Annotated in this window: 26 protein-coding genes; 11 read left to right on the forward strand and 15 right to left on the reverse strand. The window is 72.6% G+C overall.

Features of this window, described 5'->3' with window-relative positions; genetic code table 11:
* From AMY39116_RS42900 to AMY39116_RS0315730, 8 genes are all read right to left on the reverse strand, one after another.
* Nucleotides 1-351: lipoyl domain-containing protein (locus AMY39116_RS42900; protein WP_039791545.1), on the reverse strand; the 351-nt coding region annotated here is incomplete at its 3' end.
* Nucleotides 351-1,355: an alpha-ketoacid dehydrogenase subunit beta gene (locus AMY39116_RS0315700; protein WP_020418587.1), complete on the reverse strand. Its 1,005-nt coding sequence runs from the start codon at nucleotides 1,353-1,355 to the stop codon at nucleotides 351-353. The genes AMY39116_RS42900 and AMY39116_RS0315700, both read right to left, overlap by 1 nt.
* Nucleotides 1,352-2,314, reverse strand: a complete 963-nt coding sequence (locus tag AMY39116_RS0315705; RefSeq protein ID WP_020418588.1) for a thiamine pyrophosphate-dependent dehydrogenase E1 component subunit alpha — start codon at nucleotides 2,312-2,314, stop codon at nucleotides 1,352-1,354. The genes AMY39116_RS0315700 and AMY39116_RS0315705 overlap by 4 nt, the downstream gene beginning before the upstream one ends.
* Nucleotides 2,315-2,325: 11 nt before the next feature.
* Entirely contained in the window at nucleotides 2,326-3,627 is a 1,302-nt protein-coding gene (locus tag AMY39116_RS0315710) for an NAD(P)H-dependent oxidoreductase (RefSeq protein WP_020418589.1), read from the reverse strand.
* A gap of 175 nt (nucleotides 3,628-3,802) precedes the next feature.
* Complete coding sequence (locus AMY39116_RS0315715) at nucleotides 3,803-4,192, reverse strand: transcriptional regulator GutM (protein ID WP_020418590.1); 390 nt, start codon at nucleotides 4,190-4,192, stop codon at nucleotides 3,803-3,805.
* On the reverse strand, nucleotides 4,189-4,566 hold the full coding sequence (locus AMY39116_RS0315720; protein WP_020418591.1) for a PTS glucitol/sorbitol transporter subunit IIA: 378 nt from the start codon (nucleotides 4,564-4,566) through the stop codon (nucleotides 4,189-4,191). Before AMY39116_RS0315720 ends, AMY39116_RS0315715 begins: the two co-directional genes overlap by 4 nt.
* Nucleotides 4,567-4,576: 10 nt before the next feature.
* Nucleotides 4,577-5,602 carry a PTS glucitol/sorbitol transporter subunit IIB gene (locus tag AMY39116_RS0315725; protein ID WP_020418592.1) on the reverse strand — a complete coding sequence of 342 codons (1,026 nt, stop codon included), beginning with the start codon at nucleotides 5,600-5,602 and terminating at the stop codon, nucleotides 4,577-4,579.
* The gene (locus AMY39116_RS0315730) at nucleotides 5,599-6,234 is read right to left on the reverse strand and encodes a PTS glucitol/sorbitol transporter subunit IIC (RefSeq protein WP_223843126.1); all 636 of its coding nucleotides are present in this window, start codon (nucleotides 6,232-6,234) and stop codon (nucleotides 5,599-5,601) included. The genes AMY39116_RS0315725 and AMY39116_RS0315730 overlap by 4 nt, the downstream gene beginning before the upstream one ends.
* A 128-nt stretch (nucleotides 6,235-6,362) precedes the next feature.
* On the opposite strand from AMY39116_RS0315730, the gene AMY39116_RS0315735 reads away from it, so the two are divergent.
* From AMY39116_RS0315735 to AMY39116_RS42905, 4 genes are read left to right on the forward strand one after another with little or no spacing between them, the layout of a single operon-like run.
* Nucleotides 6,363-6,626, forward strand: a complete 264-nt coding sequence (locus tag AMY39116_RS0315735) for an HPr family phosphocarrier protein (protein WP_020418593.1) — start codon at nucleotides 6,363-6,365, stop codon at nucleotides 6,624-6,626.
* Nucleotides 6,626-7,567 (forward strand): sugar-binding transcriptional regulator, encoded by a 942-nt coding sequence (locus AMY39116_RS0315740; RefSeq protein WP_020418594.1) that lies wholly within the window; start codon nucleotides 6,626-6,628, stop codon nucleotides 7,565-7,567. Before AMY39116_RS0315735 ends, AMY39116_RS0315740 begins: the two co-directional genes overlap by 1 nt.
* A gap of 12 nt (nucleotides 7,568-7,579) precedes the next feature.
* Complete coding sequence (locus tag AMY39116_RS0315745; RefSeq protein WP_027935954.1) at nucleotides 7,580-9,181, forward strand: putative PEP-binding protein; 1,602 nt, start codon at nucleotides 7,580-7,582, stop codon at nucleotides 9,179-9,181.
* A gap of 3 nt (nucleotides 9,182-9,184) precedes the next feature.
* Nucleotides 9,185-9,961: a colicin immunity domain-containing protein gene (locus AMY39116_RS42905; RefSeq protein WP_020418596.1), complete on the forward strand. Its 777-nt coding sequence runs from the start codon at nucleotides 9,185-9,187 to the stop codon at nucleotides 9,959-9,961.
* A gap of 204 nt (nucleotides 9,962-10,165) precedes the next feature.
* On the opposite strand, the gene AMY39116_RS0315755 is transcribed toward AMY39116_RS42905, so the two are convergent.
* Nucleotides 10,166-11,641, reverse strand: coding sequence for a glutamate--cysteine ligase (locus AMY39116_RS0315755; RefSeq protein ID WP_020418597.1), 1,476 nt, complete (start codon nucleotides 11,639-11,641; stop codon nucleotides 10,166-10,168).
* A gap of 121 nt (nucleotides 11,642-11,762) precedes the next feature.
* Nucleotides 11,763-12,155, reverse strand: coding sequence for a hypothetical protein (locus tag AMY39116_RS0315760; protein ID WP_020418598.1), 393 nt, complete (start codon nucleotides 12,153-12,155; stop codon nucleotides 11,763-11,765).
* A 240-nt stretch (nucleotides 12,156-12,395) separates the two neighbouring features.
* On the opposite strand from AMY39116_RS0315760, the gene AMY39116_RS0315765 reads away from it, so the two are divergent.
* Nucleotides 12,396-13,640, forward strand: a complete 1,245-nt coding sequence (locus tag AMY39116_RS0315765) for a molybdopterin-dependent oxidoreductase (RefSeq protein WP_193354358.1) — start codon at nucleotides 12,396-12,398, stop codon at nucleotides 13,638-13,640.
* Nucleotides 13,637-14,038: a hypothetical protein gene (locus AMY39116_RS0315770; RefSeq protein ID WP_157358565.1), complete on the forward strand. Its 402-nt coding sequence runs from the start codon at nucleotides 13,637-13,639 to the stop codon at nucleotides 14,036-14,038. The genes AMY39116_RS0315765 and AMY39116_RS0315770 overlap by 4 nt, the downstream gene beginning before the upstream one ends.
* On the opposite strand, the gene AMY39116_RS0315775 is transcribed toward AMY39116_RS0315770, so the two are convergent.
* Genes AMY39116_RS0315775 through AMY39116_RS0315785 form a run of 3 tightly spaced genes read right to left on the reverse strand, consistent with a single transcriptional unit; the run spans nucleotide 14,022 to nucleotide 15,927 of the window.
* Nucleotides 14,022-14,630 (reverse strand): bifunctional 2-polyprenyl-6-hydroxyphenol methylase/3-demethylubiquinol 3-O-methyltransferase UbiG, encoded by a 609-nt coding sequence (locus AMY39116_RS0315775; protein WP_020418601.1) that lies wholly within the window; start codon nucleotides 14,628-14,630, stop codon nucleotides 14,022-14,024. The two genes, AMY39116_RS0315770 and AMY39116_RS0315775, sit on opposite strands and share 17 nt — an antisense overlap.
* Complete coding sequence (locus AMY39116_RS0315780) at nucleotides 14,627-15,289, reverse strand: DUF2064 domain-containing protein (protein WP_020418602.1); 663 nt, start codon at nucleotides 15,287-15,289, stop codon at nucleotides 14,627-14,629. The genes AMY39116_RS0315775 and AMY39116_RS0315780 overlap by 4 nt, the downstream gene beginning before the upstream one ends.
* Nucleotides 15,286-15,927, reverse strand: coding sequence for a glycosyltransferase family 2 protein (locus tag AMY39116_RS0315785; RefSeq protein WP_202961431.1), 642 nt, complete (start codon nucleotides 15,925-15,927; stop codon nucleotides 15,286-15,288). Before AMY39116_RS0315785 ends, AMY39116_RS0315780 begins: the two co-directional genes overlap by 4 nt.
* A gap of 166 nt (nucleotides 15,928-16,093) precedes the next feature.
* Between AMY39116_RS0315785 and AMY39116_RS0315790 the strand changes: the two genes are divergently transcribed.
* The 3 genes from AMY39116_RS0315790 to AMY39116_RS0315800 are packed head-to-tail and all read left to right on the forward strand — an operon-like array spanning nucleotide 16,094 to nucleotide 19,195.
* Nucleotides 16,094-17,446 carry a hypothetical protein gene (locus tag AMY39116_RS0315790; protein WP_020418604.1) on the forward strand — a complete coding sequence of 451 codons (1,353 nt, stop codon included), beginning with the start codon at nucleotides 16,094-16,096 and terminating at the stop codon, nucleotides 17,444-17,446.
* 34 nt (nucleotides 17,447-17,480) lie between these two features.
* Nucleotides 17,481-18,152, forward strand: coding sequence for a response regulator (locus tag AMY39116_RS0315795; protein ID WP_020418605.1), 672 nt, complete (start codon nucleotides 17,481-17,483; stop codon nucleotides 18,150-18,152).
* Nucleotides 18,149-19,195, forward strand: coding sequence for a sensor histidine kinase KdpD (locus AMY39116_RS0315800; RefSeq protein ID WP_020418606.1), 1,047 nt, complete (start codon nucleotides 18,149-18,151; stop codon nucleotides 19,193-19,195). Before AMY39116_RS0315795 ends, AMY39116_RS0315800 begins: the two co-directional genes overlap by 4 nt.
* Before the next feature lie 2 nt (nucleotides 19,196-19,197).
* Here the strand turns inward: AMY39116_RS0315800 and AMY39116_RS0315805 are convergent, their stop codons facing one another.
* Both AMY39116_RS0315805 and AMY39116_RS0315815 read right to left on the reverse strand, forming a co-directional pair.
* Nucleotides 19,198-20,247 carry an NAD(P)-dependent oxidoreductase gene (locus tag AMY39116_RS0315805; protein ID WP_039791553.1) on the reverse strand — a complete coding sequence of 350 codons (1,050 nt, stop codon included), beginning with the start codon at nucleotides 20,245-20,247 and terminating at the stop codon, nucleotides 19,198-19,200.
* 348 nt (nucleotides 20,248-20,595) lie between these two features.
* Nucleotides 20,596-22,221 carry a BBE domain-containing protein gene (locus AMY39116_RS0315815; RefSeq protein WP_039791546.1) on the reverse strand — a complete coding sequence of 542 codons (1,626 nt, stop codon included), beginning with the start codon at nucleotides 22,219-22,221 and terminating at the stop codon, nucleotides 20,596-20,598.
* A gap of 136 nt (nucleotides 22,222-22,357) precedes the next feature.
* Here AMY39116_RS0315815 and AMY39116_RS42910 point away from each other — a divergent pair, with 136 nt between their 5' ends.
* Both AMY39116_RS42910 and AMY39116_RS42915 read left to right on the forward strand, forming a co-directional pair.
* Nucleotides 22,358-23,056: a response regulator transcription factor gene (locus tag AMY39116_RS42910; RefSeq protein ID WP_020418610.1), complete on the forward strand. Its 699-nt coding sequence runs from the start codon at nucleotides 22,358-22,360 to the stop codon at nucleotides 23,054-23,056.
* Nucleotides 23,053-23,847, forward strand: a complete 795-nt coding sequence (locus tag AMY39116_RS42915) for a cell wall metabolism sensor histidine kinase WalK (protein WP_020418611.1) — start codon at nucleotides 23,053-23,055, stop codon at nucleotides 23,845-23,847. The genes AMY39116_RS42910 and AMY39116_RS42915 overlap by 4 nt, the downstream gene beginning before the upstream one ends.
* Nucleotides 23,848-23,849: the final 2 nt, after the last annotated feature.

Genomic DNA, 23,849 nt, shown 5'->3' on the forward strand with positions numbered 1-23,849 from the left:
TTCGGATTCGGCCGCGATCCGCCCCGGCGCCGCGGGCACGGGCTCGGGTTCCGGCTGCGACGCAGGCTCCCGTGCGGGACCGTCGAACAGGCCCGCCAGCAGGTCCTCGGCCGCGGTGGCCAGGTAGGCGATCGGCTCGCCGACGGCCACCACGTCGTCCGGCTGCGCGACGATCCGGGCGAGGGTGCCGTCGGCGGGCGCCTCGACCTCCATGTCGACCTTGTCGGTGGCCACCTCGCACACGACCTCGCCCGCGCGGACCTCGTCCCCCTCGGACTTGTGCCAGGCCACCAGCGTGCCCTCGGTCATGGTCATGGACATCTTCGGCATGACCAGCGGCGCTTCCGGCATCACCACCTCCGCACCAGGTCCGCGGCCGCCCGCACGATGTCCTCGACCTGCGGCACCGCCGCGCGCTCCAGTTGCGGCGCGTACGGGATCGGCACGTCGAGCCCGCAGAGCCGGGCGATCGGCGCGCGCAGGTGCCCGAACGCGGGGGACTCGCCGATGGTCGCGGCGATCTCGGCCATGAACCCGGCGGTCTTCGGCGCCTCCTGCACCAGCAGCGCGCGCCCGGTGCGGATCACGTCGTCCACGATCGGCTGCGCGTCGAGCGGTTTGAGCGTGCGCGGGTCGATCACCGACACTTCGACCCCGTCCGCGGCCAGCTGCTCCGCCGCCTCCAGCGCACGCGACACCATCACCCCGGTGGCCACGATCGTCAGGTCCGCCCCGGTCCGGCGCACGGCTGCCTCGCCGAGCCGGGCGGGCGTGGCCGCCTCCGGCACGGGACCGCTCTGCTTGTAGAGCAGCTTGTGCTCCAGCACGATCACCGGGTTCGGATCGTCGATCGCCGCCAGCAGCAGGGTTTTCGCGTCCGCCGGGGTGGCCGGCATGACCACCTTCAGCCCGGGCACGTGCGCGAACCACGCCTCCAGGCTCTGCGAGTGCTGCGCGGCGGCGCCGGTGCCGGACCCGGTGGGCGCGCGCAGCACCATCGGCACGGTCGCCGCGCCGCCGAGCATGAAGTGGATCTTCGCGGCCTGGTTGACGATCTGGTCCATGGCCTGCGCGGTGAAGTCGGAGAACTGGATCTCCACCACCGGCCGCATCCCGGCGAGCGCGGCTCCCACCGCCGCACCCACGATGCCGAGCTCGCTGATCGGGGTGTCCCGGATCCGCTCCTCGCCGAAGCGGTGCACGAGATCGCCGGTGACGCCGAAGGCGCCGCCGTAGGTGCCGACGTCCTCCCCGAGCAGGAACACCCGTTCGTCGGCCGTCATCGCCTGGGCCAGCGCCTCCCGCACGGCCTCGGCGTAGGTCAGGGTGCGGGTCTGTTCCGCCACCGCGGTCATTTCGCGTACACCGCCTCGGTCAGCGAGTCCGCCGAGGCGTCCGGCGCGGCGTTGGCGGCGCGGATCGCCGCCCGCACCCGCTCGCGGGCTTCGTCCCGGCAGGCCTGGATTTCCTGGTCTCCCAGCGTGTTCGCGACCCGTTGCTCGAACCGGGCGATCGGGTCGCGATCGCGCCACTGCTCGATCTCTTCGCGGGTGCGGTAGAGGTTCTTGTCGCTCTTGGAGTGGCCCTTCCAGCGGTAGGTGATCGCCTCGACCAGCGTCGGGCCCTCGCCCGCGCGGGCCCGCGCCACCGCGTCGGCGACCGCGTCGTGCACGGCCTGCGGGTCGTTGCCGTCCACGGTCACCCCGGGGATGCCGTAGGCGGCGGCCCGTTCGGACAGCTGCTTGACCCGGAACGCGCGGCTCACCGACATCGACATCCCGTAGTGGTTGTTCTCGCACACGAACACCACCGGCAGGTCCCAGATCGCGGCCAGGTTGACGCCCTCGTGCCAGGCGCCCTCGTTGACCGCGCCGTCGCCGAAGAAGCTGACCACGACCTCCTGCCCGCCACGCATCCGCACCGCCAGCCCGGCGCCCGCCGCGATCGGCACCCCGCCGGCGACGATGCCGTTCGCGCCGAGGTTGCCGGTCGCCACGTCGGCGATGTGCATCGACCCGCCCCGGCCGCGGCAGTACCCGGTCTCCTTCGCCAGCAGCTCGGCCATCATCTCGTCCAGCCGCGCGCCCTTGGCGATGCAGTGCCCGTGGCCGCGGTGGGTGGAGGTGATGTAGTCCCCTTCGGACAGTGCCAGGCAGGCGCCGACCGGCACCGCCTCCTGCCCGATCGACAGGTGCATGGTGCCGTGCATGAGCCCGCGCGCGAACAGGTCGTCCACCGCTTCTTCGAAGCGCCGGATCGTCCACATGGTGACCAGCGCCTCGCGGGCCGGCCCGGCGTCGCCGATCAGATCCATGGTCGTCCCCCTCACGCCGGAACCAGGTCCCGCACCGGCTCGCCCTGCAGGAGCCGGTCCTGCAGGCGCCGCAGGGACGCGATCGTGGTGGTCTCGTCGACGGCGACGTCCGCGGCGGTCAGCACCGTGCCGGCGGGCACGTCGCGCAGCACGCGGGCGCCGCTGACCAGGCCGAGCGGCACGTGACCGCCCGCGCGGGCGGCCTGGGCGGAGTCGGTGACGCCGTAGACGGTCTCGCCGCCGATGCCGTCGACCAGTTCGCCCTTCGCCAGGTCCCGCTTCGCCACCGCCAGCACCTCCGCGTTCCACGCGACGGGCGCGAGGCTCGGGGTGCGGTCGAGCACCGCCTGCGCGACGGACAGCGGCGCTTCCACGCTCGCCAGGTGGTAGGGCCGGTAGAAGGTGTAGTACGGGCCGGGCCCCATGCCCAGGTAAGCCATTTCCTCCACCACCACCGGGTCGTCGCTGTGGCCGACGACGAACACGCCCGGCGCGACCGGCCCGGTGCAGTAGTCGACCACGCCGGCTTCCGGCAGCTGCCCGCCGTCGGACTCGGGGCGGAAGATCCGGTTCAGATCGTCCACAGTGGAGTACGGGCCGGTCATGCCGCGGCGGCTCACCTTCAGGTCCACGCCGTTGGCGAGGGCGGCCATCTCGATCATGGTCTTGGAGCCGTCCACGAAGCTGGCGAGCATGTGCGGGTTCATGCCCTTCGCGGCGGCCTCCGCCGCGACCGCATCCGGCGTGGCGGCCGGGTCGAGCGGGTTGTTCTTGCCCTTCCCGGCGCACACGACGGTGAAGCCGATGTCGCGGGCGTAGTCGACGAGCGCCTTGCACTCCACGGGTTCGTCGCCGCGGCACACGGTGTAGACGCGGCCGAGTCCGGCGGCCATCTTCGACAGCAGCAAGCCGACCGTGACGTCGCATTCCACGTTGAGCAGCGCGATGTCCTTGCCCGCCAGCAGCCCGGCGAACGCGACCCGGGCGCCGACCTCGGGTACACCGCTGGCGTCCACGATCACGTCGACCGGCAGGCGGGTCAGCGCCAGCGCGTCGTCCACCACGACCGCCTGTCCCAGTTCCACCGCGGCCGCCAGGTCCCCGCCGGTGCGGACGTCCGCGCGCCCGGCCCGCTCGAAGGCCCGCACCCCGCGCTCCGGGGCGATGTCGGCGATCGCGGCGACCTCCATGCCGTCGATCCGGGCGGCCTGCACGACGAAACCCAGCCCCATCTGGCCGGCGCCCACCAGTCCGATGCGGACCGGGCGGCCCAGTTCGCGTTCGCGGGCTCGCAGCCGATCGGCGTAGCTCATCTCGACACCTTCCCCGTCTGCACAAATGTGCACTTCATGTGCACTTCAGTGATTTCTTGGTACCACGCTGGCAATAACCAGCACAACCCTTCGCGTTGTTTGCACATTTGTGCACGAGGGAGAATGAAAAAGGGCCGGCTCCCACAATGGGAGCCGGCCCTTTCCGCGCCGGAATTCAGGCGGCCGCGCGTTGTCCCGCGGTCAGCCGGGACACCATCGTCAGCGCGTCGGCGGCGGCCTTGGCCACGGCCTTCGACGGCGCCCGTTCGGTGAGCGTGCCGAGTGGCCCGGCCAGCTCCGGGCGTTCCCGGAACCGGGCGAACACCGACGCGCCCTCCATGGCCAGTGCCCTGGTCACCGCGTTCCGCCGCCGGTCGACCACCAGCAGCACCACCGCGCCGCGCAGCTTGCCCTTGGCCCGCCCGGTCACCAGCAGCACGCCGCCGCGGTTCTCCTCCGCCGCGACCTGGTTGACCACCCGGGCGTACCGCATGTGCTGTTGGTAGCTGAAGAAACCCGCCACCGCGAACCCGGCGACCAGGATCGCGGCGGCCTGCCAGGTCACGTCGTGCTCCCGCCGCTGAGCGTCAGCGTCGCCCCGGCGGCGGGCAGCGACACCGTCCCCTTGCCGTGCACCGCGCCGGGCAGCAGCGTGGTGCCCTCGTCCGGGTTGAGGTAGACCACGATGTGCCCCAGCGTCTGCAGGTTCTCGTGGGCGCGCTCGCCGACCGCGGTCAGTTCGACCTCCGCGTCGCCGAGCCGGAAGATGTCGCCGACGCGCACCTCCCGTTCCGGCTTCGCGGCGGGGGAATGCACGACGCTGACGCTTTCCAGCGCGTCCGGGATCGGATCGGCGTAGAGGATCACCACGCCGCCGTCCACCATGTCCTGCGCCTCCTCGCCGGCCCGCAGGATCGTGCTCTCGTAGTACACCGTCATCGTCGACACCTCACAGTCCGAAGCTCGCGCCCCAGGCGATGATGACCGCCAGCGGCGCCGTGATCAACCGGCTGATCAGCACCGCAGGGGTGCCGACCGCGACGGTCTCGGGTTTCGCCTCGCCGAGCGCGAGGCCGACCGGGATGAAGTCGCAGCCCACCTGCCCGTTGATGGCGAACAACGTCGGCAGGGCGTACTGCACGGGCAGCGCGCCGATCGCGATCTGGCTGCCCATCAGCGTGCCGACCACCTGCGCGATCGCCGCGCCGGGCCCGAGGATGGGGGACAGGAACGGCAGCGACACCACGAGCGAGATCACGACCAGCCCGAGCGGGTTGCTCGCGATCGGGGACAGCACGTTCGCGATCCCGCGGGCGATCCCGGTGTAGTTCACGATGCCCAGCAGCAGGCTGACGTAGGCCATGAACGGCAGGATCGTGGTGAGCGTCAGCTCGACCGTCTGCCTGCCCGACGCCAGCATCGTGTTCACGAACGAGCCGACGCCCGAGCCGAACTTCACGAACACCCCGGACACCGAGTCGAAAGCGCGCCCGAACCCCGTCGACTGCCCGCCGGTGACCGTCGCCGCGACGTCCCGGGCCGACGGGCGTTCTTCCCGCGGCGGCACCTTCGGCGGCGCGGTGCCCGTCTCGCCGTCCGCCTCGGTCACCTCCTTGACGCCGACGGCGGAGACGAACAGCTCCTCGGTGATGAACTTCGCCAGCGGACCGCCCGGCGCGCCGGGGTAGACGTCCACAGTGGGCAGTCCCTTGCGCGGGTACACGCCGATGCGGGCGGTGCCACCGCAGTTGATCACCGCGGCGACCACCTCGTCGTCCGGCACGGACGTGTGGAACCCGTCCACCGCCTCGGCGCCGGTGAGCTCCGCGATCCGCGCCGCCACCGGGTGGACGCCGCCGCCGGTCACGGACAGGACCTTGTCGCGCTTGCCGTCGACCCGCAGCAGCAGGCCCTTGCCCCAGCCGCCTTCGCCGGGGCGGACGAACACCGCGCGGGTGGTGTGGGTCTCGGTCATTTCGCACCCGCCTTGGCCGCCTCGAACTGCCGGTCGAAGTCCGCGAACACCTCGGTCCGCCCGGTCCGCTTGATCATGAACGCGGTGATCCGCTCGGTGACCACGCCGCGGATGAAGATCACCACGATGCCGACCAGGAAGTACCGCAGCGCCAGCGGCACCGTCGACTGCCCGAGCTGGGCCACGCCGTTGGCCACGCCCAGCCAGACGAACAGCTCGCCGGCGTTGGCGTAGGGGAAGAACGTCGTCACCGGGTGCACGAACGACACCGCGGAGTCGTAGAACGCCGGCTTGTGCCGCTCCGGCAGGAACCGGCCGAACGAGTAGGCCATCGGGTTGGTCAGCATGAGCACGGCCAGCACCGGCATGATCGTGTAGCGGGTGATCCACCACCGCGCCGACCACCGGACGGCTCTGGTGACCCGCTGCTCGCCGATGAACGTGGTGATCGCGTACATCGCGGTCAGCAGGACGATCAGGGTGGGCAGAATGCCGGTCACCAGGCTCACGAACTGCTCGCCGGAGGCGTTGAACAGCCCGATGAAGTGGCTGCCGAGCCACTCGAGGACACCGAGGGGACCGGAACTGGACCCGGTGTCCGCCTGCTGCGCCATTACAGCAAGCTCCTCCATATTTTCCTCCTTGTCGGCCCCCTGAGCCAAACGCGTCTGCACATAAGTGCAAAGCTTCTTCACGTTTGACAGTGATGTGTGTAACATGCCGGTCCAGCGGGTCACAACCCCCGACGCGAAGGAGCGACATGCCTGAGATCAAAGTCCGGATCGCCTCGCCGGTCGGCCTGCACGCCCGGCCCGCGAGCCAGTTCGTCAAGGCCGCGGCCCGGCACGGCGGACCGGTCTCCATCGCGCGGCCGGGCGCCGAACCCGTCGACGCCCGCAGCATGCTTTCGGTGCTGAGCCTGGCGATCGGGCACGGCGAGGAGGTCGTGATCAGCGCCGAAGGGGACGACGCCGACGCGACGCTCGCCGAGCTGTCCCGGCTGGTGTCCACCGCGGACGCCTGATGCCGCCGCCCCGCGAACAACAGCTGCTCGTCAAGGCGGCGCGGCTGTACTACGAGGAAGGCCGGTCGCAGCACCAGATCGCCGAGACACTGGGCGTGAGTCGCTCCAGCGTGTCCCGGATGCTGACCGCGGCGCGGGAGCGCGGCATCGTGCAGATCCGCATCAACGACCCCGCCGGGCGGGACCTGGACACCGAAGGCGAGCTGGCGGCGCGGTTCGGGTTGCGGGACTGCCGGGTCGCGGAGAACGCCGCGGGGGAGCGGCCGCTGCCGCGCGTCGGTGAGCTCGGCGCGCGGTGGCTGCTGGAGAACGTCCACTCCGGACAGCGGGTCGGGGTGTCGTGGGGCCGCAGCCTGCAGGCGGTCGTGCAGCACGTGCCCGAGGAGAGCGCGCTCGACGTCGAGGTGCTGCCGCTCGTCGGCGGCCTGTCGTCGGTGGAATCGGCGATCAGCGGCGAGGAGCTGGTCCGCGACCTGGCCGCGCGACTCGGCGGCCGGTTCCAGCTGCTGCACGCACCCGCGTTGCTGACTTCCCGGGCAGGTCGGGACATCCTGCTCGCCGAACCGTCCATCCGGGACGCTCTGGACCGGGCGCGCAAGGTGCACGTGGCGGTCGTCGGCATCGGCAGCGTCGGGGTCGGGTCCTCGGCGGCCCTGCTCACGGCGATGGAGCTGACGCCGGAGGAACGCGCGGAGTTCGAGGGCCACCACCCGGTGGGGGACTTCTGCGCGCGGTTCTTCGACGCCGACGGGCGCCCGGTGCCGGGGCCGGTCGACGACCGGGTGATCAGCACGACGTTCGCCGACCTGGCCGGCATCCCCACGGTGGCGGGTGTCGCGGCCGGGGCGGAGAAGGCGCGCGGCACGCTGGGCGCGCTGCGCACCGGTGTCCTCGACGTCCTGATCTGCGACCAGTCGCTGGCCGGTGCCCTGCTCGACTGAAAGGTGTTGCGCATGCTGGGAACGAGGTTGTCCGGGGTCGCGGTGAGCCCGGGACGCGCGAGTGGTCCGGTGGTGCGGGTCGCCGAGCCGCTGGGCGAACCCCCGCGCACCCCGGCGCCCGCCGATCCCGCGGCCGACGCGGCGCGGATCGCGCCCGCCGCGGCGGCCGTCGCACGGCGGCTGGAGGAGCTCGCTGGCAGCGCGGAGGGCGAGGCGGCGGACATCCTGTTCACCACGGCGGCGATGGCGAACGACCCCGGGCTGGTCGCCGAGGCCGAGCGGCTGGTCACCGTCGAAGGCGTGCCCGCGCCGCGCGCGGTGCACGAGGCCGCGGACGGGTTCGCCCGCTCGCTGGCCGCCGCCGGCGGGTACCTCGCCGAGCGCGTGCGGGACATCCAGGACGTGCGGGACCGCATCGTGGCCGAACTGCTCGGCGTCGAGCCGCCCGGGGTGCCGGCGCTGGCGTCGCCGAGCGTGCTGGTCGCCCGCGATCTCGCGCCCGCCGACACCGCCGGGCTCGACCCGGCGAAGGTGCTGGCGCTGGTGACCGAGCAGGGCGGGCCGACCAGCCACACCGCGATCCTGGCGCGGGCGCTCGGGATTCCCGCCGTCGTCGCGGTGCGCGGCTTGCTGGAGTGCGGGGCCGAGGCGCTCCTCGTCGACGGCGACACCGGCGTCGTCGAGCCGGCCGATCCGCACGGGCCGGTGGTGGTCGCGGACCGACGGGCGGCGGTGGAGTGGAACGGCGTGGGCGCGACGGCGGACGGGCGCCGGGTCCGGATCCTCGGCAACGTCGGTTCGGTGGCGGACGCGCGCGCTGCCGCGGAAGCGGGCGCCGAGGGGATCGGCTTGTTCCGCACGGAGTTCTGCTACCTGGACGCGCCGTCCGAGCCTTCGGTGACCGAGCAGCGTGCGGCGTATGCGGCAGTGCTCGCGCCGTTCGCCGGGAAGCCGGTGGTGGTGCGGACGCTGGACGCGGGGGCGGACAAGCCGCTGGCGTTCCTGGCCCCGGAGCCCGAACCGAACCCCGCGCTGGGGGTGCGGGGCGTGCGGGTCGCGTTCGCCCGGCCGGAGGTGCTGGACCGCCAGCTCGAAGCGATCGCCGCCGCGGCCGCCGAGTCGGGTGCGGAAGTGTCGGTGATGGCGCCGATGGTGGCGACGGCCGCGGAGGCGGCGTGGTTCGCGGAGCGGGCGCGGGCCGCCGGGATCGCGCGGGCCGGGGTGATGATCGAGGTGCCCGCGGCGGCGCTGGCCGCGCGGGAGATCCTGGAGGTGGCGGATTTCGTGTCGGTGGGCACCAACGACCTCGCGCAGTACACGTTCGCCGCCGACCGCCAGCTCGGCGCGGTGGCCGCGTTGAACGACCCGTGGCAGCCGGCGTTGCTCCGGCTGTTGGCCCTGGTCGGCGAGGCGGCGCGGGATGCCGGAAAACCGGCCGGGGTGTGCGGGGAGGCGGCGGCGGACCCGCGCCTGGCCCGCGTGCTGACCGGCCTCGGGATGACGAGCCTGTCGATGACCGCGGCCGCCATTCGCCCGGTCGGAGCCACCCTGGCAACGGCGACGTTCGCCGACTGCGAGGCGGAGGCCCGCCGCGCGCTGGGGTCTGGTGCCTGAGCCGTGGCCCAATCGCCGGAGGCCGGCCGGCTGCTGACCGCCGATGGCCGCTGGTTCAGCGCGGCGTGGCTCCACTCCAAGGCGATCGTGCCCTTCGCGACTCCGTTCGGCGCCGACGACCAGGTGCTGGAGAGGTTCCGGGACGGCGCGCGTGCGGTCGGTGCGGCATCGGTGTTCGTCTTTCCCCTCGGCGATGAGCGCCCGCGGGTGCTCGGCGACGTAGATCCTCTCGGTGTGCGTGGTGAGGTCCTGCTCGCTGTGCCCAACCGGGACGGGGCCTTGCTCATCACGGACGCGCGGTACTCCCTCCTGGCGGGTACCGCGGAGTTCCTCGCCGCCGCAGTGCCGTGGGGCGTCGACCGCTCACGTGCGCGTTTCCGCCGAGACGCCCGGCGGCTGGCGGAGGTGTATCCGGAGCTGCTCGAAGTGGCGACGCGACTACCGCCCGCCCGGCCGGTGCTGGCGTCGCCGAGTGAGGTGGAGCCTGGCTCCGCGCTCGCCGAGCAAGTGCGGCTGATGGAATCGTTCGCGGAAGGCTCGATCGCGGCGCCCGATTTCGCGCGAGCCTGGCTGACCGCGCGCCGTCGGAGACCGCGCCAGGAGCAGCTGCTCGACGAGCCGTTCGAACGCCTGCTCGCGGAGGTGTTCTTCCTGCTCGAGGACTACGTGATCGATCCCGCGCTGCGCGACCCTGGCGACCTGACGGACGAAGACCTCCTCCACGGAGTGCAAGCAGTCGTGCAACGACTCCGGCTGTTGGAGGCACCTGATCGTGGCTAGTGTCCTGAGTGGTTAGTTCGTCGGCAGTAGGCGGCGAGGGAGTGAGGATCTGGTCGGCGGTGCGGGTCCAGACGCAGGGCCTGGGGTGGTGTTCCATTGCTGGATCCAGTCGCGGATGTCGCGTTCGAGGGCGGTGACTGAGCGTTGGACGCCGCGGCGCGGTGTTCGATCCACCCTCGGCGCAGGTCAGTGGCGCCAAGACTCTCAATCCGGCCAGCTGTGTACCGGCTCGTTGGTGTGCATGTGCTCCCGGTACTCGCCGACCAGGGTGCGCAGCGTGTCGAACCTGTCGAGGCCCGTCGTGTCGAACAGGCGGTGGAAACGTCGTTGCTGCCAGCTCGCGCCGGTCGTGCCGGTCAGGCAGCGCTGCTCGATCACGCCCAGCAGCCGGTCGCGTTCGGCGGCGTCGACGTCCCACTTGCGCAGCCCCTCGTCGGCCATCGGCAGCAGCCGTCGCAGGACCAGTTCCGCGACCGGGACGGTGCCCAGCCCCGGCCAGTAGATCGAGGCGTCGATGCCGTTGCGCGCGCAGGCGTGGAAGTTCTCCTCCGCCGCGCTGAACGACATCCGGGTCCAAATCGGACGCTCGTCCTCGGCCAGGGTGCGGACGAGTCCGAAGTAGAACGCGCCGTTGGCCATCGTGTCGATGACCGTGGGACCGGCGGGCAGGACCCGGTTCTCCACCCGGAGGTGCGCCCGGTCGCGGGTGACCGCGTAGATCGGCCGGTTCCAGCGGTAGATCGTGCCGTTGTGCAGCCGCAACTCCTGCAGCGACGGCGTGTCGCCCCGGTCGAGCACCTCGAACGGGTCCTCCTCGGAGCAGATCGGCAGCAGCGCGGAGAAGTACCGGGCGTTCTCCTCGAACAGGTCGAAGATCGAGGTGATCCACCGCTCGCCGAACCACACGCGCGGCCGCACGCCCTGTGCCTTCAGCTCCTCGCGGCGGGTGTCGGTGGCCTGCTCGAACAGGGCAATGCGCGTCTCGGCCCACAGGTGCTTGCCCAGCAGGAACGGCGAGTTCGCGCCGACCGCGACCTGCACCCCGGCGATCGCCTGCGCGGCGTTCCAGTAGGCGGGGAACTGCGCGGGACTCACCTGCAGGTGGAACTGGGTGCTCGTGCACGCCGCCTCGGGCACGATCGTGTCGCACGTGGCCCGCAGGCGTTCGACGCCGTCGATGGCGATGTGCAGGTCCTCGCCCCGCTCGGCCAGGATCTGGTCGTTGAGCAGCTCGTACCGCGGGTTCAGCGACAGCGACGCGCCGGTCAGGTGGTCCTGCCGCAGGGTGGGCAGGATGCCGACCATGATCAGGTGCGCGCCGATGCGGTTGGCGTTCGCCTCGGCGGAGTTCAGGCTGGCGCGCACGTCGTCCTCGAACGTCTTCGCGCCGTCGCCGTTGAGCCGGCGAGGCGAGACGTTGATCTCGAGGTTCCACTGGCCCAGCTCGGTCTGGAAGTCCGGGTCGGCGATGGCCTCCAGCGTCCTGGCGTTGCACATCGTCGGCTCGCCGCGCTCGTCGACCAGGTTGAGCTCGATCTCCAGCCCAGTCATCGGCCGCTCGAACTCGAAGTGCGACTCCCGCAGCATCCGCGCGAACGCCTCCAGGCAGCGCCGCAACCGGGCCCGGTACCTCGTGCGGTCGGCCCTCGTGAAGGTGTGCTGCCCGACTTCCTCGCCCATGCGACCCTCCGGATCCCTGCATTGTCCCACCGGACGACCGGCGGCACAGCGGATACGAGGAGTGACGGAGTGGGCCGCGAGCGGCGCTACCGCTCGCGGCCCCGGAGAGCCGGCGAGCGCGTCAGTTGTCGTTGTACCACTGCGCGGTGCGCTGGTAGGCGTAGGGCGTGCCGGACTTGTGCAGGTAGACGCGGAAGTTGATGTAGGCGTTCTCCGGCAGGTTGTGCCCGGGTTCGCTGGCGTCCGCGAGGTCGCAGTTCCCGCTGCCGCCCGCGCTGAGCGTGTAGGAGCCGCCGTTCCAGTACACGTCGAGGCCGACGGCCCAGCCGTCCGCTTCCCTGTCGCAGGCGTAGACGTAGTCACCGTGCTCGGTGAACCAGGCGACGCCGCCCGGGTCGCCGTCGGCGGTGAAGACCTCGTGGTCGATGGCGGCGGCTTCCGGGGCGAACAGCAGCGTGGACACGGCGAGGGCGCCGGCAGTGGTCAGCCCGGCGAGTTTGCGTGAGTGTTTCATCGCACCTTCGTATTCGCTGGCAACGACGGCCGCGCTCGGCGAGGCGGCCCGAATCGAAAGGATCTTCGCATTCGTGGCGTGCGTGGCGGCGACGTTCCGCTGACACTGTCCGCGCCCCTTCCCCGCGCGGTGTGCGGTTCCGGTGCGGGTCCGGTACGGGCGGCCGCGGATCTTACGAGAGTCTCAACGCAACGCCCGGGAACGGCCGGACGACGCGGGCGCGGACCTAGCATCGCCTGCGTGACAACGCCACCGCCGCGCGTGTTGCGGCACATCCGGTTCCGCAGCCCGCTGCGCGGCCCCTGGCTCACCTCCGTCCTCGGCGTGGTGCTGCTGGCCTGCCTGCCGCTCGTCATCGTCACCGGCCTGCTGGACCACGCCGCCTACGGGCCGGGACAGGGGATTCCCGCGGACGTCGGCTGGCTGCGCCTGCCGGCGTTCGACTGGCCGACGCGTCCGGCGTGGCTGTTCCAGCTGACGCAGGGCCTGCACGTCGGGCTCGGGCTGGTGCTCGCACCGGTCGTGCTGGCCAAGCTGTGGTCGGTCATCCCGAAGCTGTTCGCCTGGCCACCGGTCCGCTCGCTCACCCACGCGCTGGAACGGATCTCCCTGCTGCTCCTGGTCGGCAGCACGTTGTTCGAGTTCGCCACCGGGATCCTCAACATCCAGTACGACTACGTCTTCGGGTTCAGCTTCTACACCGGGCACTACATCGGCGCGTGGGTCTTCCTCGCCTCCTTCGTCACGCACGTCGCGCTCAAACTCCCCACCACCGTGCGCGCGCTGCGATCCCGCTCCCTGCGCCGCGAACTGGCCACCTCGCGCGAGGACACGGTGCCCGAGCCACCCGACGACACCGGGCTCGTCGCCGCCGACCCCGCACCCCCGACCCTGAGCCGCCGCGGGCTGCTCGGCACCGTCGGCGGCGGAGCCCTGCTCGTCGGCCTCCTCACCGCGGGACAGTCGACCGGAGGCCCGTTGCGGGACCTGGCACTGCTCCTGCCGCGCGGCAGGCAATCGGGGGAGGGGTTCCCCGTCAACAGAACCGCCGTCGCGGCCGGGATCACCGCCGAGAGCACTGGCGCGGGCTGGCGGCTCACCCTCACCGGCGGGCACGAGCGCGTCCTCACCCGCGACGACCTGCTCGCCCTGCCCCAGCACACCGCGCGCCTGCCCATCGCCTGCGTCGAGGGGTGGTCGACCGTGCAGACCTGGACCGGGGTGCGGCTGCGCGACCTGGCCGCGCTCGCCGGGATCCCGCACCCCGCCTCGGCGTCGGTGACCTCGCTGGAACGGGGACCGTTCGCCCAGGCGACCCTCAACTCCGGCCAGGCGACCGATCCCGACTCGCTGCTCGCGCTGCGGGTCAACGGCGAAGACCTCAGCCCCGACCACGGCTTCCCGGCCCGGATCATCGTCCCCGCGCTGCCCGGCGTGCACTGCACGAAATGGGTGCGCTCGATCGCCTTCCGGAGCGCACCGTGAAACGGCTCATCGCCCTGCTCGCGGGCCTCGCGCTCGCCGCCTACGCCGGATCCTTCCTGCTGGGCGAGCCGGATCTGCCGACGATGCTGGTCTGGTTCGCCGGCGCCGCTGTCGTGCACGACCTCGTGGTGTTCCCGCTGTGCGCGGTGGCCGGACGGGCACTGGCGCGGCTGCCCGTCCGGATCGTCAACCACGTCCGCCTGCCCCTGCTCGGCGCCGGGCTGACCTTCCTGCTGTTCCTGCCCGGCATCGTCCGCCAGGGCGAGGCCACCCACCTCGCCGCCACCGGGCTGGACCAGCAGCCCTACCTCGGCCGCTGGCTGTGGCTGGTCCTGGGCATGTTCGTGGTTTCCGGGCTCGCCTACGGGGTGCGCCTGCTCCTCAGCCGGCGCGCTTGAGCTCGGCGAAGTGCCGCCCGCCGTGCGCCGCGGTCCAGGACACCGCCAGTGCGGCGGCCGCGGCGACGCCGGCGAGTGCGTCGGCGCCCAGCCAGGCCCACGGGAACCACGGGCTCCCGTCGACCCGCACCCGCTCCCGCCGCACCGCCGCGCCGGGCGGGTCCAGTTCGACGAGCGCCCGGCCGCCGGGACCGAGCAGTTCGAACACCCGCCGCAGCAACACCACCGGATCACCGCCGATGCCGATGTTGCCGTCCGCCAGGAGAACGTGCCGCCACCGGCCGGCCCCGGGAACGCGGTCGAACACGTCGCGCCGCAGCGCCACCCCGCCCCGGCGGCGGGTCAGGCGGACCGCGGTGCCGGACACGTCGATGCCCAGCGACGGGACACCCCGCCGCGCGAGCGCGGCCGTGAGACGACCGGGACCGCACCCGATGTCCAGGGTCGGACCCCAGCAGCGGCCGAGCAGCAGCTCGTCGGCGGCGCCGGGATCGCGCAGCCAGCGCCCAGCGGGCAGCTCGATCCGGCTGCCGTCGGCCAGTTCCAGGCGGCAGTGCCCGCCCAGGAGCGCGCTGTCGAAGTGCCCGCTCACCGCGTCACCGCCGCCACCGCGACGGGAAACCGCCCGTGGCACGCCGAAGCCACCGCACGAGCGTCCGCCATCGTGTCCACATCGGACAATTCGGTGAGCTCGCGCGGCACCACGCCACGCTGGGACAGGGCCGCGTGCGTGCGCTCGCCGGTGTCCGATCGCGACATGGGCACGTCTTCGAGCACGCGGGCGGCCGCCGGGTCCCGCAGGCCCAGGGCCCACCAGCCGCCGTCGGGCGCGCGGCCCAGCACCGCCTCGTGCGCGGTGAGGTCCGCGGCCGCCGCCGCGAGCAGCTCCGGACGGACCTGCGGGGTGTCCATGCCGATCTGCAGCACGGGCAGCCCAGGGTGCCGGGCGGCGGTGTCGGCGTGCGCGTTCGCCAGCCGCTCCCCGAAGGGCCCGCCGCGCTGATCCAGGACCGTCGTCCGCGCCAGCGCGTGCCGGATCTCGGCCGACCGTGCGGCCGCGGCGAAGTCCCCGGTCACGGCCACCACGGGCACCGCCCCGGGGGTCGCGGCGACCGCGTCGAGCGTGTCCAGCAACGCGGCGGCGGCGATCTCGGCGGCCTGCTCCGGCGACGCGGGCGGGCACAGCCGGGTCTTCGCGAACCCGGGCACCGGCGCCTTGGCGACCACCAGCAGGCAGAACCGGGCGGTCATCCGAGCAGCACCCGCGCCATGTCGCGGACCGCGCCCACGGTTCCGCGCACCGAACCCGACACCTTCGACCGGCCCGCGGACCGCGGCCGGTAGACCACGTCGCACTCGCGCACCACCCACCCGGCGCGTCCCGCCCGGATCAGCAGTTCCAGCGGATAGCCGGACGCTCGGTCGGTCACGCCGAGCCCGAGCAGCGCTTCCCGGCGGGCCACGCGGACCGGCGCGATGTCGTGCACCGGCACGCCCTGCAGCCGCAGCAGCGCCGACAACACGGCGTTGGCCACGCGGGCGTGCCACGGCCAGGCGCCGGGAACCGGACGGCGCCGCCCGGCCGCCAGGTCCGCCTCACCGCGCTCGACCACCCCGGCGAGCACGGTCAGCGCGGCGGGGTCGAGCGAGCCGTCGGCGTCCAGGACGGCGACGAGGTCGCTGGTCGCGTGCTCCAGACCGGTGTGCACGGCCGCGCCGTAGCCGCGGCGCGGTTCGCTGACCACCTTGGCGCCCGCGGCGGCGGCGACCTCGGCCGAGCCGTCGGTCGAGCCGTTGTCGACCACGATCGCCCGGCACCCGGGCGGCAGCGCCGACAGCACGCCGGGCAGGGAACCGGCTTCGTCGAGACAGGGCAGGATCACATCCACGACACCGGACGGTATGTCCACGGTGGAGAGTTGAGAACCGTTGCCGCCCTTACCGAATCATGACGCCTTGACAATTCTTACCGACTCCTGACGGATCGGCGCGACCGCCGCCGTCGGCGCGCGCGACGGGCTACGGTGCGCGAAGCCGGCGCGGAAGGGGACAAAGGTGCGGGTGGACGCGGTGCGGGCGCCGGAGCGCAGCGGCCGCCGGGCGGACCTGGTGACCGTGGTGTGCGCGTGCGCGCTGGTCGCGGTGGCTGTCGCGGTCGGCGCCTACCTCAACCGGCCCGGTTCCGGGGTCACCCTCCTCGCACCGGCCGCGCCGCTGTTCGGGGTCTGGTCGCCGCACGCCGGACCGGGCACGGTTCTCGCCGTCATGGTGGCGTTCGCGGTGGTCGGCTGGGGGCCGTCGCTCGCGCGGACGACGGCGTGGCGCCCACTGCTGGCCGGGTCCTACCTCGCGGCGCTGGCCTGGACGTTCGCGCTCGCGCTCGTCGACGGCTGGCAACGCGGCCTCGCCGGGCGCCTGACCAACCCGAACGAGTACCTGCACGAGGTTCCGGGCATCCAGGACATTCCGGCCATGCTGCGCGGGTTCACCGCGCGGATCCTCGACTTGAAGCCGGACTCGTGGACCACCCACGTGTCCGGGCACCCGCCGGGCGCGACCCTGGTGTTCGTGTGGCTCGACCGCCTCGGCCTGTCCGGCGGGGGATGGGCCGCCGTGGTGTGCGTGCTCGCCGGGTGCCTCGTCGTGCCCGCGGTCGCGGTGACGCTGTCCGCGCTGGGCCGGGCCGACGCGGCGCGCGCGACCCTGCCGTTCCTGGTGCTCTTCCCGGGCGCGGTGTGGATCGGCGCCTCCGCGGACGGGCTGTTCGCCGGGGTCACCGCGGTGGGCATCGCCCTGCTCGCGCACGCGACGCCGGCCTTCCGGACCGGGCGGCGTTCGGCGGTCCCGGCCGCGTTGTCCGGTGGCGTGGTGCTGGGGTTCGGGATCTTCCTGTCCTACGGGCTCGTCCTGCTCGGGGTGGTCGCGCTGGCGGTGGCGGTCGCCGGGCGGAGCGTCACCCGAGCGTTGCCGCTGGCGCTGGCCGGCGCGCTCGCCGTCACCGGTGTGTTCGCGCTCGCCGGGTTCTGGTGGCTCGACGGCTACCATCTCGTCGTCGAGCGGTATTACCAGGGCATCGCCGCCGAGCGGCCGTACTCCTACTGGGTGTGGGCGAACCTGGCGTGCCTGGTGATCGCGTCCGGGCCCGCGGTGGTCGCCGGGGTGCGGCGCGTGGTGCTGGTCCGGCGGTGGCGCGACCCGGTGCTGCTGCTGGTCGCCGCCGCGGCGCTGGCCGTCGTGCTGGCGGATCTGTCCGGGTTGTCCAAGGCCGAGACCGAGCGGATCTGGCTACCATTCCTGGTGTGGCTGGTGCCCGCGGTGTCGCTGCTGCCGGGCCGGCGCCGGGTCTGGCTGGCCGGCCAGGCCGTCACGGCGCTCGCGGTGAACCACCTCGTGCTGACGTACTGGTAGGGCGGACGTGACTGGAACAGGCCACATCCTCGTCGTGGACGACGACGAGACGGTGCGCGACGTCGTGCGGCGCTACCTCGAAGCGGGCGGCTTCACCGTCGAACTCGCCGGGAACGGCGACGAGGCGCTGCGCCGCTTCGCCGGGCGCGAACCCGACCTGGTCGTGCTCGACGTGATGATGCCCGGCATGAACGGCCTGGAAGTGTGCCGCCGGATGCGGGAACGCACCGCGGTGCCGGTGGTCCTGCTGACCGCGCTCGGCGAGGAGGAGGACCGCATCGCCGGCCTGCGCCTGGGCGCCGACGACTACGTGACGAAACCGTTCAGCCCGCGCGAACTCGCGCTGCGGGTGATGTCGGTGCTGCGGCGGGCGCGGCTGCCGGCGCGCGAACCCGCGCCCGACGTGCTCACCGACGGCGGGCTGCGGCTGCGGCTGAGCGCCCACCAGGCGACCCTCGACGGGCGGCCGCTGTCGCTGACCACCCGCGAGTTCGACCTGCTCGCGTTCTTCCTCGCCCAGCCCGGCACCGCGTTCTCCCGCGAGGAACTGCTGGAGAAGGTGTGGGGCTGGAACTTCGGCGACCAGTCCACCGTGACCGTCCACGTGCGCCGGTTGCGCGAGAAGATCGAGGACGACCCGGCCAAGCCCACCCGGATCGCCACCGTGTGGGGTGTCGGCTACCGCTACGACCCGGTGCGGCCATGATCGAACCCACCGAACCGTGGCGGGACATGCTCCTGCACGCCTGGCACATCCTGCCGGTGGCGCTGCTGTTCGCCTTGCCGGTCGCGCTCGCCGGCGGGCTGGTCCTGTACGTCCTGCGGCGCCGTTCGCTCGCCACCACGCTGACGGTGCTCGTGCTGATCCCGGTGCTGGCGACGCTGACCGGCGTGCTCGGCGTCAGCGGTTTCATGTTCACCCCGGCGATGACCACGATGATGCTGGTGTGCCTGCTCGTCGGGCTGGTCACCGTGCCCGCGGCGATCGTGCTGGGCCGCACCATCGCGCGGCGCACGGTGTGGGAGCGCGAGGCGCGCGAGCGTGAGCGGATGGCCGAGGCCGCGCGGCGCGACCTGGTGGCGTGGATCAGCCACGACCTGCGCAGCCCGCTGGCCGGGATCCGGGCGATGGCCGAGGCGTTGGCCGACGGCATCGTCTCCGACCAGCGCGAGGTCGCCGGTTACGCGCAGCGGATCAGCGGCGAGAGCGAACGGCTCTCCGGCATGGTGACCGACCTGTTCGAGCTGTCCCGCATCACGGCCGGCGCGCTGCGGCTGTCGATGTCCGCGGTGCCGCTGCGCGACGTCGTGAGCGACGCGGTCGCGACGCAGGCGCCGATCGCGCGACGGAAGCAGGTTTGCGTGCGCGCCGAGTCCGAGTCGTGGCCGGTCGTGTTCGGCAGCGACCCGGAACTGGCGCGGATCGTGCAGAACCTGGTCTCCAACGCGATCCGGCACACGCCCCCGGACGGCACGGTGTCCGTGCGGGTGGCCGTCGAGGGCGGCGACGCGCTGCTCGCCGTGGACGACGGGTGCGGCGGCATCCCGGACGACGAGCTGGCCCGGGTGTTCGACGTCGCCTTCCGCGGCACGGCGGCCCGCACCCCGGACCCGTCCGGCGCGACCGGCGCCGGGCTCGGGCTGGCGATCACGAAGGGGCTGGTGGAGGCGCACCACGGCCGGATCGGGGTGCGCAACCACGGCGCGGGCTGCCGGTTCGAGGTCCGCCTCCCGCTCGCCGCGCACTGACTTCAGGCACGCAGCGGCGCGGCGGCGAAGGACGCGATCCCCTCGGCGAACGGGATCTTCGCGGTGAACCCCAGCAGGTCGCGGGCGCGGGCCGGATCGGCCACGACGTGCCGGACGTCGGCGGGCCGCGCGCCCCCGGCCACCACCGGGGGCGGACCGCCGAAGGCCCGGGCCAGCTCGGTGGCCAGCTCGCCGACGGTGTGCGGGGTGCCGGAGCAGACGTTGACCGGAGTCAGCTCGCCCGGCGCGCCCGGAGTGGTCAGCGCGCGCAGGTTCGCGTCGGCGACGTCCTCGACGTGCACGAAGTCCCGCCGCTGCCGCCCGTCTTCGAGGACGGTCGGCGCTTCACCGCGTTCCAGCGCGGAGCGGAACAACGCCGCGACGCCGGCGTACGGGGTGTCGCGCGGCATCCGGGGCCCGCACACGTTGTGGTAGCGCAGGGCCCACACGCTGCCGCCGGTCTGCCGCGCCCAGGCAGCGGCCAGGTGTTCCTGCGCGAGCTTCGTGGCGGCGTACGTGCTGCGCGGCCGCAGGGGCGCGTCCTCCGGCACGAGGAGCGGTTCGAGGTCGGCCCCGCAGCGCGGACAGGGCGGCTCGAACCGGCCGGCGTCGAGCGCTGCCGGTGTGCGAGCGGCGGGATCGACCAGGCCGTGAGCCGGGCACCGGTAGCGCCCCTCGCCGTAGACGACCATCGAGGAGGCCAGCACCAGCCGCCCGACCCCGGCGGTGTGCATCTGGGCCAGCAGTACCGCGGTGCCGTAGTCGTTGTGCCACGCGTAGAGCGGAGCGTCCGCCGGATCGAGCCCATGCCCCACGACAGCGGCTTGATGACACACGGCGTCCACCCCGTCCAGGAGATCACGCACGATTTCGGCGTCGGCGAGGGTGCCCCGGACGAACCGGTGCCCCGCGAGGTAGGCCGGCACCGTGTCGCTGTCGTGCGCCTGGGGAAGGAGGTCGTCGAGCACCAGAACGTCATGCCCCTCGGCGGCCAGGAGATCGGCAACGCACGAACCGATGAACCCGGCGCCCCCGGTGAGAAGAACCCGCATGGCGGCCACCCTAGGGGCGTCTCGGCAGCCACCCAGCCGCCGCGGCGCACACGTCAGACTTCGGTAATGCCGGGAGCGCCTCGCTGCTCCGCGAACGATCGCGGGCAGTGAGGCTGAATCCCGGTAGGTTCACATCGGGAGGCTGAGTGATGGACAACGCCAGCCGGCCTCGCTGGTGACCAGGATGATCGGCCGACATCGAGGCGAATCCGGACTAGGCGACGTGGACGAGGAGAGCCTGAACCTGTTCTTCGGCCTGGTGCGGGGCTTTCTGGACGAGCGGCGGAAGATGTGGGCGGATCCCGCTCCCGGGAAGTTCGAACCTCGTGGGCCGTAATTGGCGGGGCCTCAGCCGGACACAGCCTGGTCCGGCAGCCTGACCGACATGGCGTGGTGGAACACGTCCCGCGGGTCCCAGCGTGCCTTGACCTGCTGGAGCCTCCCGTAGTTGTCCTTGTAGTACAGGGTGTGCCAGGGGACTCCGGACCTGTTCCACTCCGGATCGGTGGTGTCGACGTCCGGGTAGTTGATGTACGAGCCGTCGGTCACGCTGCCCGGCACCGGCACCCCTCCGGTGTCCTGGTACATCGCGCGGTACCAGCGCCGGATCCAGTCCAGGTTCGCCTGCTCGCCCTCGGGGTCGGTCCAGGTGACGGTGTAGATCGCCTTCATGATGCTGTCCCGCTGGGCCAGCGCGGTCGCGTCCGGCGCGACGGTGTTGACCTTGCCGCCGTAGGGCACCAGCAGCAGCACCGCCCGCTCGTTGTGGTGGTCCGTGCTCGTCAGGTAGCGGTAGGCGGTGCCGATCTGCGCGTCCGTGAACCGCTTGCGCAGGTAGGCGGCTTTCGCCTTGAACATCCCGGATTCGTCTTCCTGGCTGAGCGATCCGGCCTTCACCGCCGCCAGCCACGGCAGCCGGTGCGGCGGCTCCACCGTGATCGTGCCCTGGACTCCGGCGGTGATCTCCTGCACGTATTCACTCAGCAGCCGGTTCGCGTCGGGCAGCGTCCCGTCCATTGTGGCCACCATGACGAACGCGCCGGGGTCGGCGCCGGTGTTGCGCCGGGTGATCAGCATCGGGCTGAAGAGGCTGGCGTAGGGGGAGCCGGGTGTGCTGTGGCGCTCGTGCCATTCGCCGTAGTTGCGCAGCAGCCGGTGGAACGACTCCTCGGTGGTGTCCTGCCAGCGCCACCCGATCGTCGCGCCGAGTGTCACCGCGGGTGGTTTCGGCAGGAGGCGGGCCGGATCGTCACCGGTCGCGCCGGGCGAGCGCACCCAGTACCGGGTGACCACGCCGAAGTTCCCGCCGCCACCACCGGTGTGCGCCCACCACAGGTCCCGGTTCTCGTCGTCCTGCTCGCGGGTCGCGACCACCGCGCGTGCCCGTCCGAACCGGTCCACCACCACGACTTCCACCGCGTACAGGTAATCCACGACCGACCCGAGACTCCGGGACAGCGGCCCGTAACCGCCACCCTGGATGTGCCCGCCCGCGGCCACACCGCCGCACTGGCCGCCGGGGATCGTGACACCCCAGCCGAGGTAGAGCCGCTCGAACACCTCCCACAGGGTCGCGCCCGGCTCGATCATGAAGGCGTTGCGCCGCCGGTCGAACGTGACCTGCCGCATCGCGGACATGTCGATGATCACCTCCGCGCCGTCGCCGACGAAGTTCTCGTAGCAGTGCCCACCGCTTCGCACGGTCACTCGTTTGCCCTCGCGCGTCGCGTCCGCGACCGCCCGCACGACCTGCTCGGTGGTGGTGGGCAGGCGGAAGGAGCCGGGACGCGGGAAGAACCGCTCGCTCGTCCGGCGCAGCACGAGGTCTTCGTAGCGGGGATCACCCGGCCGGATCGTGACCGGATCCGGCGCCTGACCGAGCGGAATCCCCTCCGCCTTCGCCGGAGCGACCAGTGCCGCGCCGCCCAGCGCTGCTGTGCCGGCAAGAAATCCACGACGTGTCGGCATTTCCATTTCTCCCCACTGTTTTCCGGTGTGCAGGCAGGAACGTTAGGACCAGCCGCGCCGGTGGCACCAGTGGTGCGGACCAACCGTCAGGCAACCCTCAGCGAACCGTCAGGTTCGCGGCAGCCACGCGGGACGTGGTGTGATGGGCAACGTGGACAAGGTTCTCGTGGTGGACGACGACCCGGGCTTGCGGGAGCTGCTGTTGTCCGCGCTGCGGTTCGCCGGCTTCGAGGTCGAGGCCGCCGCCGACGTGCCGGCCGCACTGGCCGCGATCGAGGCGAGCCCACCGGACGTGATCGTGCTGGACGTGATGCTGCCCGGCACGGACGGGTTCGACCTGCTGCAGCTGCTGCGCTCGCGGGGCGTCGACGTGCCGGTGATGTTCCTGACCGCACGCGACGAGCTGGACGACCGGGTGCGCGGGCTGCGCATGGGCGGCGACGACTACCTCACCAAGCCGTTCGACGTGGTGGAGGTAGCCGCGCGGCTGGAGGCGCTGCTGCGGCGTGCCCGCCGCGTGCCGTCCGCGGCGCCGGAGGGCGTGTTGTCGTGCGGCGACCTGGAGGTGGACGAATCGAGGCACCTGGTGACCAGGGGCGGGCGCCCCGTCGAGCTGTCGCCCACCGAATTCCGGCTGCTGCGTTACCTGATGATCAACTCCGGGCGGGTGGTGTCCAAGGCGCAGATCCTGGACCACGTCTGGCAGTACGACTTCGGCGGCGACGCGGGTGTGGTCGAGCGGTTCGTCTCCAACCTGCGCCGCAAGATCGACTTCGGTGGCCCGTCGCTGATCCGCACCGTGCGGGGCTTCGGGTACAGCCTGCGTGCGGAGCAGCGGTGAACTGGCGCTCCCGGTGGCGGCCCGCCCTCGTCGCGCTGCTCGCCGGCCCGCGCGCCGCCGTGCTCAGCGCCAGGCTGCAGAAGGCGTACGACGGCCAGCAGCGGGCCCAGGACCGGCTGCGGAGCTTCGTCGCGGACGCCAGCCACGAGCTGCGCACGCCGCTGACGACCATGCACGGCTGGATCGACCTGTACGTCCAGGGCGGCCTGCGCGATCGCGACGAGCTCGACCACGCCATGGCGCGGATGCAGGCCGAGGTGGGCCGGATGCGGCTGCTCGTCGACGAGCTGGCACTGCTGGCCCGGCTCGACGCGGCCCAGCCGCTGAACCGCGCGCCGGTGGACGTGGTCGAGCTGGCCGCCGAGGTGGTGGACGACGCCCGGATCGTCAGCACCGACCGGAAAATCACCCTGGAGGGGGCGGCGGAAGCGGTCGTCGACGGTGACGGTCCCCGCATCCAGCAGGTCCTGCGCAACCTCGTCGGCAACGCGGTGCAGCACACCCGGCCCGGCACACCGGTCACCGTCACGGTCAGCTCCCGTGAGCGTGACGTGCTGATCGCGGTGCGGGACGAGGGCGACGGGATCGCGCCGGAGCACCTGCAGCACGTGTTCGAGCGCTTCTACCGCGCCGACCCCAGCCGAAGCCGCGACGGTGGCGGCTCGTCCGGGCTGGGCCTGGCCATCGTCGAGGGAATCGTGACCGCACACGGCGGCACGGTCGACGTCACCTCGGCGCCTGGGCAGGGCACCACGGTCCGGGTCACCTTCCCCGTCGACAGCCCCGCCTGACC

The sequence above is a fragment of the Amycolatopsis sp. ATCC 39116 genome, from assembly GCF_000231075.2.
Taxonomy (GTDB): domain Bacteria; phylum Actinomycetota; class Actinomycetes; order Mycobacteriales; family Pseudonocardiaceae; genus Amycolatopsis_E; species Amycolatopsis_E tucumanensis.